A 13,925-nucleotide genomic window follows, 5' to 3' on the forward strand; every position below is an offset into this window, starting at 1 on the left:
GTTGCGGATACGCGTTGCTGGAAGTCGGTCTTCCGATCTCCGGCCATGGGAAACGATCCGCCGCACGAAAAACAGGTCCAATTACTTCGGATTTATCTCGGACCAACGCGCATCCACGCATCAGGATCATGCGAAAGCGCGCCTGATGTCGCGTTCGTTATTGCGCCATCGTTTCGCCCGAGCCGCCGAACTCGGCCGGAAAATCCTTCAGCTTCGGCAGGCCGTCGTGCATGCGCAACACGGTCTCGGCGTAATTGACGTGCACGCCCGGTGCGAACGCGAGAGTCGGAATCGTGGCCGCGTATACATCGATCAACCCGAGCGGCGGATGGTCGGTCATCAAGTGACCGCCGCACTGCTTGCAGAACTGCCGGTCGCTCATGTCGGTCTTCTTGAAGTGGCCGATGAACTCGCTGCCCCGCGTGACCTTGACGTTGGTTGGATTCCACAATGTGAACGCGTTCACCGGTCCGGCCGACCAAGAACGGCACGATCCGCAATGGCAGTAGCCCATGGCTTCGGGTGCGCCGCTGACTTCGATCTGGACGGCGCCGCAAAAACACTGGCCGGTATGCGTGTCGGTCATGCTGATTCTCCCGTTTGAGTGGCGATGGCATCGAGCCATGTCCGCGCGATTGTGGACTCGCGCACCATCGCCTCCAAGGCGGCCAGCCGGACTAGGCCAGTTGGCTGGCCCGGCAACGTGGTCGACGCTCATCACAACGTTTCCTTCTGCGGCGATGCGATCACGCGAGCGCGCAAGCCTGAGACAATTCACGGGTTCATACCGGCGGATTCGCCAGCATCCACAACTTGTCCACGCAGGAGCCGTCCATGTCCACGCTTTCCGATTTCCCCATCGCCAAACGCTGGCCCGCGCAGCATCCCGAACGCATCCAGCTCTATTCGCTCAACACGCCCAACGGCGTCAAGGCGTCGATCATGCTGGAGGAAACCGGGCTTGCGTACGAAGCGCATTTCATCGACATCATGAAAAACGAAAGCAACACGCCGGAGTTCATGTCGCTCAACCCCAACGGCAAGATTCCCGCGATCATCGATCCGGATGGTCCGGGCGGAAAGCCGCTGGGCCTGTTCGAATCCGGCGCGATCCTCATGTACCTTGCCGAGAAATCGGGCAAGTTCATGTCGGCCGATGCAGCGACGCGCTGGGAGACGATTCAGTGGGTGTTTTTCCAGATGGCGGCGATCGGCCCGATGTTCGGGCAGGTCGGCTTCTTCCACAAATTCGCCGGCAAGGAGATTGCCGACAAGCGTCCGCTCGACCGTTATGTGAAGGAGTCCAAGCGCCTGCTCGGCGTACTCGATGCGCGCCTGGCGAATCGCACCTGGCTCGTGGGTGACGACTATTCCATCGCGGACATCGCCACGATCGGCTGGGTCAACAACCTGATCACGTTCTACGAAGCACGCGAACTGGTTGGCTACGACGACTACAAGAATGTATCGACATGGCTCGAACGCGCACTCGCCCGGCCGGCCGTGCAGCGCGGGCTGAAAATTCCCGGCAGGAGCTGATCCATCCTCGATCGACACCTCTCGCAGAACACATGGCTCGATCAACTGGTGCGGGATCACTCGCTCGACGATCCTGCAAGGTTGCGTGAGAGGCTCGATGCGCTCGACCTTCTCGAACTCGGCATCTTCGATGACATCGCGCAGCGAAAGGTCAATATCCTCCGCACGAAGTTCGAGGCCTTCAATGAAGCGATCTATCGTGAGCTGCGGCAAGCGATTCGCCAGGGCGCCGGCGCAGTAGCGCTATCCGCCTGGAGCGATGGCGGTGGTGGAGATGGCATCGGGTTCGACGAGGGCTACGATTATCTCGACGAAATCATCAGCGGTGTGCTGCAGCTCGAGTTGCCCGACGATGCGGCGATCGAGCCGCCGCCGGACATGGTGTTCTATCAGCCGACGCCGGCACGACATGTTTTCGATCTGATCCGTCGCCTTGGCCTGACCGAACACGATGTGCTGATGGATCTCGGGTCGGGACTCGGGCATGTTCCGCTGATCGCATCGATCTGTTCGGACGCGACGTGCGTCGGCATCGAGAGGGAACGGTCGTATGTCGATTGCTTTCGCCGAAGCGCTGCGTCGCTGGGCCTGTCGCGCGCGGCCTGCTTTCAGCAGGATGCGCGTGACGCGGACTTTTCCACGGGCACGGTGTTCTATCTGTACACGCCATTCACCGGTGGCGTCATGCGCGCCGTGCTTGACGGCCTGAAGCGCGAAGCGGGCCGCCGATCGATCCGTGTCGCATCTTACGGACCGTGCACGGCCGTCATCGCCGACGAGCCGTGGTTGCACTCCATCGACAACGTGGGCCACCGGGCTGTTGCATTGTTCGGTGTACGCGGCTGAGACTTCGCTGCCGTTGCATGCTCATCACGGGTGGCTCACCGTGCCGTGACTTCGACCGGGGCAGCATCGCGCGTGGAGGAAATCACCATGATCCGCAAACTGAAAACCGGCGAATACCGCCTCTATTCGAGAAAGACCGATCCGGATACGGGCAAACGTCGCAACCTCGGCACATTCAAGACGCGGGCGGCAGCCGAAAAGCACGAGCGTGAAGTGCAGTACTTCAAACGACACTGACGATCCGTTCGCTGTTGACATGTAACGAGTGTTACATGTAACGTCTGTTACATGCAGACGAGAAAAGAAACGCTGGTCGACGAACTTGTCGAATACATGCTCGTAAACGGGCTGTCGAATGTGTCGTTGAGACCTTTGGCCGAAGCGCTGGGTACCAGCGCTCGCTTGCTCATCTATCACTTCGAGTCCAAGGAAGGGTTGCTGACCGAAGTGCTGGAGCGCATGCAGACGCGGTTGCGGCAGTCGTTCGGCACCATGCTCGAACGAGGAAGCGGATCTTCCGAGCGACCGCTCAAGCAGTTCTGGGACTGGGCGATTGCGGCCCGCAATTTTCCTTATCTGCGACTCCTTTACGAGCTGCAGATTCTCGCCGCTCAGAATCCGGAGTCTTACGGCCAGTATCTGCAACAGAACGCCTCGAACTGGTCCGAGCTTATTGCCATGGCCTTGCCGGAGAACGAACGAACTCCGGCCATGGTGACCCTGGTGGGCGCAGTGTTCGACGGACTGTTTCTGGAGCTGATGAGCACCGGCGACAGAAAACGCACGACCCTGGCCATCCATCACTTCATCAAGCTCGTGGACGATGCGCGCGAAACGTCGCGCGTCACCCACAAGAAATCCGCGAAAGCATCAGCCAACTGACAGGGTGGAAGCATGTCGACCGTCGCCGCGCAGGCCGTGCAGCATCGAAAGAAACTGTGGCTGATCATTCTTGGCGGCTTGATGCTTTCGCTGGGCGTCATCAGCCTTCCGTTCGGACGATGGGATGATTCGCTGGCCAGCGTCGGCCATATGGCGGGTAACGAACTGGTTTATTGGGGTCTCGTGGCAGCCGTGCTGTTCTACGTGCTGCGTGTCGAGCGTCGTCCGTTGTCGTCGATCGGACTGAAGACGCCAGGCATCGTCGACTTGCTGCTCGCATGCGCGACCGGTGCGTTGATCGTCGCCATGTTGGCGGTGATATATCTGGTCGTATTTCCCGCATTGCACTGGGATGAAACAAACCAGCTGCAGACACTGACGGCGGTTCCATTCTGGTTGCGGCTCATGCAGGTCATCCGCGCGGCGGTCTCGGAGGAGATCCTGTTTCGCGGCTACGCACTGGAGCGCATCGAGCAACTCAGTGGAAGTCGTCTATTTTCTGGCGTTTCCACATGGGCGATTTTCACCCTCGAACATTTGAGTTACTGGGGCTGGCATCACTTGTTGATCGCCGGATTGGCCGGCGCGCTGCTGACACTGCTCTATCTGTGGCGACGAAACCTGTGGGCCAACATGCTTGCCCATTTCATCGTCGACGGGGTCGGCTTTTTGCTGGGTTGAAGTGCGGACTGCCTCATTTCTCGACGAAAGTCTTCAATCGCGCCAGCGTGTTGTCCCATTGGCTGGAGACGAGGTCGATGTAGCTTCTCATCGCTTCGATGGGTACCGGGTTGAGTGCGTAAAGGCTCTCGCGTCCGTTGCGCTGGCTGCTGACCAGTTGCGCGCCTTCGAGCACAACGAGATGTTTGGTGACAGCCTGCCTGCTCAGCGGCAATCCCTCGCTGAGCTGCGCGATCGATCGTCGTGAGCCATCGCACAACCTCGCGACCAGGGCGAGTCGGGTCGGGTCACCCAGTGCGGCGAACGATGTTGCCGCGGCCGGGGCTCTTCGGGCCAGCAGTGCTTGCGCGCTAATCGGCATCGGAGCCTTCCACGTGCCGACGGACGTTTTCCATTTGCGTGGTCCATCCACCCACGTTCATGCGGAACGCTTCGGCGCGACGCGCTGCTGGTACTTTGTCGAAGCCTGATTCGGTCAGCGTGAGCAAGGTACGTTTGCCCCGCGGTTCCAGACGGAACTCGACCAGCGTCGGTATTTCGATCGAATAGTCCACGTTCGGATCGATACCGTAGGGATGCCAGGTGAACGAGAAAAGATGTTCTGGCTCGATCTTCTGCACCACCGCACGCCAGATGAGATGCTCATAGCCCGGGTGCAGGATGTTACCCGTGGCTTCCTGTCCGGGCTTGAACGGCGCGTCCAGCTTCACCCGGAACCATTCGCCGAATTCGCGGTGATCGGTCAGCGCGCGCCACACCCGCGATACCGGTGCATCCAGCTCCATCTGTTTTTCGATGTGATCGCTCATATGCCACCTCTTGGTTGCATATCAATGTGCGATCATTTTTAAAGAAACGCAACCTTTATGTTGCAATTTATCCCGGCCCTGGATGGTAGACGCGTTCGGTATGTCCGTTCAGCTGCTCCGGCCAGAAGTACACCTCGCGCAGGTTGCCGGTGGTGTAACGCTCGGCTTCGTCGTTGAAGTGTCCTGATTCGGGATGGCTGCTTTCGCCGCCGGCGGTGATCGCACGGGCGCTGACTTTCGGGCCGAATTCGACCACGGCGACAAAGCTGTTGCCGCTATTGCCGTAGTAGCGTTTCGTGCCCTGCCAGCGGTGTGCACCGAACGATGCAAGCGAACCCCATCGTGATGAAACGAATGGCACGGGAAGACTGGGCCTGGTGTCGTTGTACGGTTGCACGAGTTCGCCGTCGAGGCGCTGGAAACGATTCACCTCGCCCCACGGCACGCCCCAGCTTCCGAAATCTTTTTCCAGGCGATCGCAGGCTTCGAGCAGAGCACCGAGGCGCGCGTCAGCGCCCGCGTTTTCAGCCATGTAATCGTAGACAGTCAACGCTTCGGAGGTGTCGTCGAGCTTGACCTTGTCCCACAGCGTGTCGCCCCAGAACACCGCGAGCGTGGTCGGCATCGAGGCGATACCCCAGCGATAATCCCAGTGGCGCAGCAGTGCGATCGGTCCGGCGAGTTTCGCCTTGCGTGGATCGCTCGCGGGCAGCGCGTCGTAGTCGGCGATCAACACCGGAAGCTGTCGCGCGAACGCGGGCAGGTAGGAATCGAACGCGGCGGTGATCAGCGATGCCTTGGTGAAATCCGTCTGATCCGTCAGCAATCGGGTGGCGTGCAGGCCGCGCGGATTTTCGCCGAAGCTGTCCATGTAGCGCGGATAGTCCGCGCGCTTCGGGCTGTACGGTCCGGCTGCGGAGTAGGGCCAGTCATTGGTGTTGAAAATCCAGCCGTTGGGAGGGTTCAACAAGTGCGGTGCCGCTTCGAGCGGCAACAGGCCGTGCCAGTCTGTCGATGGATCGCTGCCGTCCACTGGCTTGGTGTAATCGAAACGATCGTCGCGCTTCGGGATGAATTGCGGGTGCATGTATGCGATCTCGCCCTTGTCGTCGGCGAAGATCGTGTTGTTCGATGAATTGGCCTTGAGCGCAGCTACTTTCATGTAGCTGGCGTAGTCGGTGGCACGCGTGCGCAGCCAGCTCTGTTCGAGCGCTTCGATCGGCTTGTTCATCAGCGCCATGGCGATCCACTTGCCGTCCTTTTCGCGCACGATCGGGCCGTGGTGCGTGGCATAGACGGTGAAGTTGCGCTTCGACATCGACCCATCTTTCGCGCGATAAGGCACATCAATCGAGCGCAAGGTCACGGGACGGAGTTCCTTGCCGTAGCGATAGAACAGATGGCCGTCCTTGTGCACGATGGTCTCGGCGAATTCGTCCACCACGTCGGCGCCGGTCGAGGTGTGCATCCAGCCGATGTGCCGGTTGAAACCCTGGTAGATGAAGAACTGTCCCCACGTGACTGCGCCGTAGGTATCGAGCCCGGCGTCACTGGTCATCTGCAATTCGGAGCGGAAAAAGAACGAGGTGTGCGGATTGATCAGCAGCAGTGCGTGGCCATTGGCGGTGAGCTTTGGCGCGATGGCGATGCCGTTCGATCCGGTCGGTTCAACCCAGCTCGAAGGCGTCATCACGCTCGCCACGTTTTCGTGATCGTGGCCGTAGAACGCGCTTAGCGGTTCGAGCGCCACGTCTTCGATATCACCGCCGATGCTGCCTTCGGTGAAGCTCAGCGCCATCCATGGTTCGAAATGATGGATGACGCGCGGGTGCACATCAGGATGTGTGGCGAGGTAATCATTGAGTCCGTCGGCCCAAGCGTTCATCAGCGTCTGCAACCAGGCAGGGCTGCGCGCGTAAAGTTTTTTCAGCTCGACCGGATCGACGAAGAGTTTCATGCGAAGGTCTTGCCAGATCGCCGGTTCGCCTTCGGCCTCGGCGAGGCGGCCCATCGAATTCAGGTAGTTGGTTTCGACGCGATTGAAGTCGTCTTCGGCCTGCGCATACGCCATGCCGAACACGGCGTCGGCATCGGTTTTGCCATGAATGTGCGCGATGCCCCAGTCGTCGCGCGTGATCGTTACCGCCTGCGCTTCGTGCTGCCAGCGTGACGCGTCGGAGGTCTGAGCATGGAGCGGCGCGAAAGACACGAGCAAGGCAACAACGAGACTTGAGTGAAGCGCGAGACGCATGGTGTCGCGCGAAACTTCCGGACGATTCTTGCGCATCGGATTTTCCCCTTGGAGTTTCGTCGCTCGCGAATGTCTTTGCGGGCGCCAACTCTAGCAGGGCTGATCGAAGCGGATGGTGTAGTGTCACGGCAACGCAGGAATGCCGCGCGCGCATCAACGGCTCTGCGTTTCCTCCAAGACCAGCCTGCCGTGTCTCCTGGCGCGGCAATGCCTGCTGCTGGTCATCTGCCGGTTTCATCCATGAAAAGCGATATCACAGCATGCTTGCCGCACGTCGTTCTGCGTGAGCAGACGCGTGTCGAACACGAGCGTGTGGAAGCGACCGCCGCCATGCGTCATCTGTTCCATGACCCGTTGAATGTGTCGTCTTACGCGCAACTGCTGCGTAGATATCTCGAACTCCACGCGGCTTGGGAAAATCGTCATGCGACCTGGCTGCGCGGGCTGGTTGCGGTTGGGTGGACATATGAAAGTCGACTGCCTGCACTGGAATGCGACCTCGAATCGCTCGGAGATGTTTCCGAAGCACCAGTTCGTAAATTCGAAAGCGTGGCTACATTGTCAGCCTGGGGCGCGCTGTATGTGATCGAGGGATCGCTACTTGGCGGACAGGTCATCGCGCGACATCTCGCCGGGCGCTTTCCTGCGCATCCCCACCGATTCTTCAACCTGGGGTCGCATCGGCCGGCGCATGCGTGGAAGGACTTCCAGATCCTGCTCGATGCTGCGCTGGCTTCCCCCGGAGACATGCGTTCGGCACTGTCACAGGCTAAGGAAACGTTCGCGTTGTTTCAGACGATGTTCGAAGCGCTGCCCGCGAACGATCGGGATGGGTGCATCGCACAGGCTTGATTACGCATGTGCGAACGCGCGTCAGGCATCCGCGCTGCGAAACGATTCCACGCTGTACGGCTTGGTGATGACGCGCACGTGCTTGAGCTCCTCGGGCAGGCGCAGCTCTTCGCCGTAGCCGGTTGCGAACATGAAAGGGACGCCGCGCGAACGCAACTGCAGCGCGACCACCAGACTGGTTTCGTCACCGAGGTTGAAGTCGAGCAGGGCGAATGTAAGCAGCTGGGTTTCGATCAGCTGCAACGCCTCGCTGACGCGCGAGACACTGTGGACTTTTGACGCACCAAGCCGGGCCAGGATGTCTTCGGCATCGAGGGCGATGATCATGTTGTCTTCCAGTACGAGCACCTCGCCTTGCAGGTGATCGAGCGGTGCGGCGCGTTTCGCTGCCACGGCGGCCACCACGCCGTCGCTCAGCCGAAAGAATGCTTTCGGAATGACGAAGTTCGCTTGCAGCCCGCCTAGCGCATAGTCGACCGCCGCGGTGCCCTTGAGATCGAACGGAATGGCCCGTTCCACGATCGTGCTGCCGAAGCCACGGCGGGTCGGTGCGCGAACCGGCGGGCCGCCTTGTTCGATCCACGATAGCGTCATGCTGGCGTTTTCATCGATCGCCCATGCGATCACCACGCGTCCGCCGGGCGTGGAGAACGCGCCGTATTTTGCCGAGTTGGTCATCAGCTCGTGAACCACGAGGGCGATGGTCGAAAAGGCATGCGGATCGAGCAGGATATCCGGCCCGGTCATCTGCAATCGGTCGCGACCGGGCAGCAGATACGCGTTGGCTTCGGCTTCGATCAGGCTGCGCAGCGGTGCGGCGCTCCACTGCTCGGCGGTGATCTGGTCGTGCGCACGCGCCAGCGCCTGGATGCGGCCGCTAACCGTTTCGATGAATTCCTCCACATGCGAAACGCCGTCATGGCTCTGGGCGACCAGCCCGCGGATCAACCCGAGTATGTTGCGAACCCGGTGATTGAGTTCGGCGATCAGCAACTCGCGTTTCGTGCCAGCTTCCTGGCGCGCGCGATCGGCCGAATCGGAGGCGCGAAAAATCACTTCGAGCAACGACACGCGCAGTTGCTCGACGACGCGCACGTCGCCGGCGCTCCATTTTCTGCTGTGGCCCTCGACCAGTTCGCTCCAGGCCGCGAAGCTTTTGCGAGGGCCGATCGCGTCGTCGTTCGCGTTCATCAACGTCGGCTTGCCGGGGTCGCCCGCCCATTCGCGCGCATGGTTCCAGCCGTCGCGGAAAAAAATGAGGTAGTCGCGCTTCACACTGGAAATCGGCATCGCCAGCATGCCGGCTGCGCAACTGTCGAACTCGCGCGAAGGCGGATAGATGGTGGCCAGTCGGTCGGTGGAAAAACTCGCGCCGGGCGAGGTCTTGTCGATGAATCGGCCGAGTTCGCGTATCGCGGCGTCGGAAGGCACGCGGCCCGTCGCGCAGATCCGGTCGTCGACGATGATGGCCAGGCCGTCGCACTCGATCATTCCGCGCAGCTCGGAGGCCACCGCTGCGAGGTTATCGAAAACCGATCCTTCGCCTGGCAGCGATGCGATCAGCCGGTTGTGTTGCGCGCGAGTGAATCGCTCCTGCGCCAGTTCCATTTCGCGCTGGCGGTTTTCGACCAGAAACGAAAACATCTGGCCAAACAATTCCGCTGTAGTGCGCACGCCCAGCGACAGTTGGCGCGGTTTGCCGTGATGGCAGACGATCAGTCCCCACAGCTCGCCCTGCTGCACGATGGAGATCGACATCGATGCGGCGACGCCCATGTTGCGCAGGTATTGCAGATGGATGGGCGATACCGCGCGCAGCACGCTGAGCGAGAGATCCAGCGGATGCGTGTTGACGCCGGCAACAGACACGATCGTGCTGACGGCGTCGTCGACGTCGGCGATGATGCGCAAGGTGTTTCGCAGGTAAAGCGCGCGTGCCTGCTGTGGAATATCCGAGGCCGGATAATGCAGCCCGAGGTACGGTTCGAGCACGGACTGCGCACGCTCGGCGATCACTTCACCGCTGCCGTCCTCGTCGAATCGATAGATCATCACCCGATCGAAGCCGGTCAGCGCGCGCACCTGGCGCGCGGCTTCCTGACAGGTTTCGAGCAGGGTTCCCGCACGTTGCAAGCGCATGATCATCGTGCGCGTGGATTGCGCCGCGTCGGCGGGATTTTCCGCGACACTCCGTTCGCCTTCGATGACGATCCACTGATCGCTGCGGTGGATGGCCAGATCGAAAGCCAGACCCGGTTTCAGCACGAGCCCGAACAACCGCTCCACGGAATCGTGCGAGGCCATCGACTGCAAGGCGCCGCGGATCGCGTGCACTCCGTCCTGCGTGAGCACGTCACTGAGCAGTCGTCCGCATGCTTCGGTCGGGGACAAGCCAAGGTATTCATGCAGGTTTGCGGAGGCTTGGCCGACGCGCCAGTCACTCGATACCGTCAGCAGAAATCCGAACGACTGGATGGCGCCGAGGAGATGGATCGGCTCGCGGTCGCACGTGGTGAGCGTCAGGCTGGATCCTGTCATGTGCGTGGCCCCTGGAATTCCAATGCCTGTCCGACGCTGACGTAACGGTCGTGGCGACAGGAGGGTTCACGGCAGCAGTTCAGTCGTCGCCATGCGCCGACTGAAAGGCCACTACCAAGGGTCCACACAAGAGCTGCGCGCTAGGGCATAGCCTCCGCACCATAGCATCTGAGTTGTTACGCGCGCGGGCGTGCGGAAATCGTTCTTGGTCACATCGAGGCATGGTGCGTGACGAATCGGCAACGCAACCAGCAGAACCGGGCCGACTGTCGCGCGCTCGTGTATTTTCCGGGATGGGCAAATGACCCGACAGGGGACTCGATCGTGATGGACGCAACAGAAAGCGCGGAAGTTGGCACGTTGGCAAATCGTTCGATGCGAATGATCGCAAGGCTGTTGTTTTCCATCATGGTCACTGGAGCCGCGTCGGCTTCCGCACAGGATGCGATGGCACCGGTCGAAGTGCGCAATACGTGGGCGCCGCAAGTCGTGACCGGCAGCGATGGTGTGGTGCATCTGGCCTACGAACTGCACCTACTCAACTTTTATGGCGATACCGGCGTGCTGCAGCTGAGGCATGTCGGTGTGTTCGATGGCACTTCGAAGCGGTCGTTGGCGACATTTGAAGGGCCGGCACTGGAAGCGATGATGTCGCCGCATGCGCCGGAAGGTGCCAAGGTCGGCGCCGCTCTCTCGATCAAGTCCGGTGCGCAGGCGACGGTTTTCATCTGGCTCGATCTGCCGAAAGGAACGACGCCGCCCGCGACCTTGCGGCATCGTCTCGAGTTCGAAACGGCGAAGGGCACGACGACGTCAGTCGATGGCGCGCGCGTGTATGTCGATACGTCATCACCCGTCGTGCTGGGCGCGCCGCTGCGTGGCGGCTTTTGGGTGGCGACCGAAGGGCCGGGCAATTCGCGCTCGCATCATTGGGGCAGCACCGTGGTGGTGAACGGGCAACTGACCGTCCCGCAGCGCTACGCGGTCGATCTGATCGGTGTCGATGCTGGCGGCCATGCCGTTCGCGCCGGCGCGGGCGATTTGCGGCAATCGAAGCATGCGGACTGGATCGGCTTTGGTGCCGACGTACTGGCGGTGGCCGATGGCATGGGTCGCAGCACGCACGATGGGGCCGTCGATCATCCACCACTTTCACCGCAGGACGAGCCCGCTTCGCTGACCGCCGATGGCCTGTACGGCAACTATGTCGTGCTGGAAATCTCGCCGCATGTGTTTGCTCATTACGCGCACTTGCAACACGGCAGCGTCGTGGTGAAGGCGGGCCAGCATGTGCATCGCGGCGACGTGCTGGGGCACGTCGGTCAGTCAGGCAATTCCGGCGGACCGCATCTGCATTTCCAGGTATCGAATGCACCGACCTTCGAAGGCTCCGAAGGCATTCCGTTCGTGTTCGACCACTTCACCCGGCCGGGCATCTGGTCGGTGAATCAGGCGATCGATTCGAAGGCGGTGTTTCATGCGACGTCGAAGATCGGCATGCATAGAAAAGAGATGCCGCTGGACAACGACGTGATCGGATTCTCGACGGACCCGCGCCCATCGAAGTGATGGGCGCGAATCGTTGCGAACTCAGTCGTCGTCGTCATCCTTTTTCGGCACGGTGACCTTGCCCTTGACGTCGCTGTAGGAGACATCGCCGCTATCGCTGTTGCGCACGGTGAAGTTGCCGCCGACACCATCGGCGTGGATGTCACCGGAGCCGGTGCTGCCGACTTCGACGTTGTGGCCGACCTGGTCGAGCGTGACGTCGCCCGATCCGGTTTCGCCAACCATGACGCTGCCGCCGATGTTCCTGAAGACCAGGTCGCCCGACCCGGATTCGTCGGCGCGAACATCGCCGTGCGCTCCATCGATATTGACATCGCCCGATCCGGTTTCGTGCAGATGCACGCTGCCGACTTCGCGCACTTTCGCATCGGCCGAACCAAGCCGCAGCGACAGCGCGCCGCTGATGTGGTCGGCAGTGAGGTCGCCGGAGCCGGAGTCGAAATCCAGCGCCGCCAGGTTGCTGGCGTTGACGTCGCCCGAGCCGCTGTCGATGCTGACTGCGATGGACGCTGGCACGCGCACCTGCAGTTTCAGGTAGGCATAGCTGGAACCGAACAGGCTGATCGTCATGCCGTCGTGGTCGTTTTTCACATCGACGGTGGCGTGATCGCCGCTGCGCTGCGTGTTGACCTGAAGATCGTCGAGCCACTTCGACTCGGAGGCACACGCGGTTCCGCGTACCTCGATGCGGCTCAACCCGGGTGAGCTCTGGATATCGAGATCGGACGAACCCAGCGTCAGCACCAGACTCTTCAGGCCAGCCGCGTCGATGTTGGCGTTACGCGCTGCGGGATACTTGCACGGCATCTCCGCGCTGGCCGCAACGGGCAGAAGCAACAACAGGAATAAGGTGGCTGATTTACGCATGAAGTCCCTCCATTGGGGCGCGTTTATTTGCGGGACAAGCTCGTTATACGTGACGCACGGATCGCTGCGATACATGACTTTCGGCAAGATTCCGGCGCGGACCGCAAGCGGAATCCGCATCGCCGCCAACTGTGATGCGGCAGGGCGGCAACTGGTTGCATCCGGCGATCTGATGCGTCGCGCGTTTGTGTACCCGATGTGCCCGACACCGCCGGCCAAGTCAGTCACGGATGCTTCTTCTGATATTGCCTGTAATCATCGTCCAGGCCACTGACCAGGTTCTTCAGATAGATGAGGCGCATCTTGGCGATGCCGATGCGGTCGATCGTGGTGTCGATCTCCGTCGGTGTGAGGAATGCACCCTTGGGCTTGGTGATGACGGCCGAGGCGGCGGTCAGCACATCGACGATCGCCTGCTTCTGAACCTTGTCGACTTCTTGCTGAGAGCGGTAGATGCCGGAGAACTCGCTGGCATCCTCATAGGGCATGTAGACGAAGGTACCGGCGGTCTGGGCGGTCTGCCACGCCGTGTCGTCGAAACCGCGGATGGTGAAATTGAAGTTCAGGCTCGCCCGTGGCGTGTCCGGATGCGTATGAAGTTCGGCAAGCACGGCAAGGTTCTGATCGAGTTCCTGGCTGGTCTCGGCGATCTGCTTTTGAATGCTGGCTACCGTCTTGGCGTTGTCATTGATTTCGCCATGCAGCGCCGCATCTGCCTCATGCACCATGTTGCGATGGTGTCGCGATTCAACGAAGTCATTCAGGCTCAGCGCGATGAGCAGGCCGAGCGTCGTGGTGAAAAGCTCCAGCAAGAGAAACTTCGATCCGTGGATTTTCTTGCTCAAACTGTGAACGTCCAGCATGTGGCATCTCCATGGTCCGACGGGCGCGCGGTACCTGGCAGAGATTCGCATTCCCGCGCCTGGCGGACAACCGGCGAACACGTCGGTCGAAGGATCTTGCCAAGATGGTTGTCGGTGATGAACGCTACGTTGAGCAAGGAAAGGTACGGCGCACAACACCTCCGTTCGTCCCTGCAGTCCGCCATTGGTCACCCGGTCGCCGCTGACCGGCACTCTGCGGTGGCACCG

14 protein-coding genes are annotated in these 13,925 nt (G+C 60.8%); 7 read left to right on the plus strand and 7 right to left on the minus strand.

Annotated elements, in window-relative coordinates; translation table 11 throughout:
• Window positions 1–157: 157 nt before the first annotated feature.
• Window positions 158–586, minus strand: coding sequence for a GFA family protein (locus GSQ73_RS11750; protein ID WP_158884208.1), 429 nt, complete (start codon window positions 584–586; stop codon window positions 158–160).
• A gap of 248 nt (window positions 587–834) precedes the next feature.
• Here GSQ73_RS11750 and GSQ73_RS11755 point away from each other — a divergent pair, with 248 nt between their 5' ends.
• From GSQ73_RS11755 to GSQ73_RS11775, 5 genes are all read left to right on the plus strand, one after another.
• On the plus strand, window positions 835–1,539 hold the full coding sequence (locus tag GSQ73_RS11755; RefSeq protein ID WP_158884209.1) for a glutathione binding-like protein: 705 nt from the start codon (window positions 835–837) through the stop codon (window positions 1,537–1,539).
• Between the two features lie 81 nt (window positions 1,540–1,620).
• Window positions 1,621–2,385: a hypothetical protein gene (locus GSQ73_RS11760; protein WP_158884211.1), complete on the plus strand. Its 765-nt coding sequence runs from the start codon at window positions 1,621–1,623 to the stop codon at window positions 2,383–2,385.
• An 87-nt stretch (window positions 2,386–2,472) separates the two neighbouring features.
• Window positions 2,473–2,622, plus strand: a complete 150-nt coding sequence (locus GSQ73_RS11765) for a hypothetical protein (protein WP_158884213.1) — start codon at window positions 2,473–2,475, stop codon at window positions 2,620–2,622.
• A 51-nt stretch (window positions 2,623–2,673) separates the two neighbouring features.
• Entirely contained in the window at window positions 2,674–3,267 is a 594-nt protein-coding gene (locus GSQ73_RS11770) for a TetR/AcrR family transcriptional regulator (protein ID WP_158884215.1), read from the plus strand.
• 12 nt (window positions 3,268–3,279) lie between these two features.
• Window positions 3,280–3,948: a CPBP family intramembrane glutamic endopeptidase gene (locus GSQ73_RS11775; RefSeq protein ID WP_158884217.1), complete on the plus strand. Its 669-nt coding sequence runs from the start codon at window positions 3,280–3,282 to the stop codon at window positions 3,946–3,948.
• 13 nt (window positions 3,949–3,961) lie between these two features.
• Here the strand turns inward: GSQ73_RS11775 and GSQ73_RS11780 are convergent, their stop codons facing one another.
• From GSQ73_RS11780 to GSQ73_RS11790, 3 genes are all read right to left on the minus strand, one after another.
• On the minus strand, window positions 3,962–4,309 hold the full coding sequence (locus tag GSQ73_RS11780) for a metalloregulator ArsR/SmtB family transcription factor (protein ID WP_158884219.1): 348 nt from the start codon (window positions 4,307–4,309) through the stop codon (window positions 3,962–3,964).
• Entirely contained in the window at window positions 4,299–4,757 is a 459-nt protein-coding gene (locus tag GSQ73_RS11785) for an SRPBCC family protein (RefSeq protein ID WP_158884221.1), read from the minus strand. Before GSQ73_RS11785 ends, GSQ73_RS11780 begins: the two co-directional genes overlap by 11 nt.
• Window positions 4,758–4,824: 67 nt before the next feature.
• Complete coding sequence (locus GSQ73_RS11790) at window positions 4,825–7,044, minus strand: penicillin acylase family protein (RefSeq protein ID WP_216844772.1); 2,220 nt, start codon at window positions 7,042–7,044, stop codon at window positions 4,825–4,827.
• A gap of 12 nt (window positions 7,045–7,056) precedes the next feature.
• On the opposite strand from GSQ73_RS11790, the gene GSQ73_RS11795 reads away from it, so the two are divergent.
• On the plus strand, window positions 7,057–7,860 hold the full coding sequence (locus tag GSQ73_RS11795; protein WP_158884222.1) for a biliverdin-producing heme oxygenase: 804 nt from the start codon (window positions 7,057–7,059) through the stop codon (window positions 7,858–7,860).
• A gap of 21 nt (window positions 7,861–7,881) precedes the next feature.
• Here the strand turns inward: GSQ73_RS11795 and GSQ73_RS11800 are convergent, their stop codons facing one another.
• Entirely contained in the window at window positions 7,882–10,398 is a 2,517-nt protein-coding gene (locus tag GSQ73_RS11800) for an HWE histidine kinase domain-containing protein (RefSeq protein ID WP_158884224.1), read from the minus strand.
• A 447-nt stretch (window positions 10,399–10,845) separates the two neighbouring features.
• On the opposite strand from GSQ73_RS11800, the gene GSQ73_RS11805 reads away from it, so the two are divergent.
• Complete coding sequence (locus GSQ73_RS11805) at window positions 10,846–11,967, plus strand: M23 family metallopeptidase (RefSeq protein ID WP_216844773.1); 1,122 nt, start codon at window positions 10,846–10,848, stop codon at window positions 11,965–11,967.
• A 21-nt stretch (window positions 11,968–11,988) separates the two neighbouring features.
• Here the strand turns inward: GSQ73_RS11805 and GSQ73_RS11810 are convergent, their stop codons facing one another.
• Window positions 11,989–12,834, minus strand: coding sequence for a DUF4097 family beta strand repeat-containing protein (locus tag GSQ73_RS11810; RefSeq protein ID WP_158884228.1), 846 nt, complete (start codon window positions 12,832–12,834; stop codon window positions 11,989–11,991).
• 224 nt (window positions 12,835–13,058) lie between these two features.
• Window positions 13,059–13,910, minus strand: a complete 852-nt coding sequence (locus tag GSQ73_RS11815) for a hypothetical protein (RefSeq protein WP_158884230.1) — start codon at window positions 13,908–13,910, stop codon at window positions 13,059–13,061.
• Window positions 13,911–13,925 lie beyond the last annotated feature (15 nt).

This window comes from Rhodanobacter sp. L36, assembly GCF_009765755.1.
Taxonomy (GTDB): Bacteria; Pseudomonadota; Gammaproteobacteria; order Xanthomonadales; family Rhodanobacteraceae; genus Rhodanobacter.

Excerpts from the sequence above, each read along its gene's own strand:
- GSQ73_RS11785 (WP_158884221.1), bottom strand. The coding sequence starts at position 4,757 with ATGAGCGATCACATCGAAAAACAGATGGAGCTGGATGCACCGGTATCG.
- GSQ73_RS11800 (WP_158884224.1), bottom strand. The coding sequence starts at position 10,398 with ATGACAGGATCCAGCCTGACGCTCACCACGTGCGACCGCGAGCCGATC.
- GSQ73_RS11770 (WP_158884215.1), top strand. The coding sequence starts at position 2,674 with ATGCAGACGAGAAAAGAAACGCTGGTCGACGAACTTGTCGAATACATG.
- GSQ73_RS11750 (WP_158884208.1), bottom strand. The coding sequence starts at position 586 with ATGACCGACACGCATACCGGCCAGTGTTTTTGCGGCGCCGTCCAGATC.
- GSQ73_RS11775 (WP_158884217.1), top strand. The coding sequence starts at position 3,280 with ATGTCGACCGTCGCCGCGCAGGCCGTGCAGCATCGAAAGAAACTGTGG.
- GSQ73_RS11780 (WP_158884219.1), bottom strand. The coding sequence starts at position 4,309 with ATGCCGATTAGCGCGCAAGCACTGCTGGCCCGAAGAGCCCCGGCCGCG.
- GSQ73_RS11810 (WP_158884228.1), bottom strand. The coding sequence starts at position 12,834 with ATGCGTAAATCAGCCACCTTATTCCTGTTGTTGCTTCTGCCCGTTGCG.
- GSQ73_RS11755 (WP_158884209.1), top strand. The coding sequence starts at position 835 with ATGTCCACGCTTTCCGATTTCCCCATCGCCAAACGCTGGCCCGCGCAG.
- GSQ73_RS11805 (WP_216844773.1), top strand. The coding sequence starts at position 10,846 with ATGGCACCGGTCGAAGTGCGCAATACGTGGGCGCCGCAAGTCGTGACC.
- GSQ73_RS11790 (WP_216844772.1), bottom strand. The coding sequence starts at position 7,044 with ATGCGCAAGAATCGTCCGGAAGTTTCGCGCGACACCATGCGTCTCGCG.
- GSQ73_RS11765 (WP_158884213.1), top strand. The coding sequence starts at position 2,473 with ATGATCCGCAAACTGAAAACCGGCGAATACCGCCTCTATTCGAGAAAG.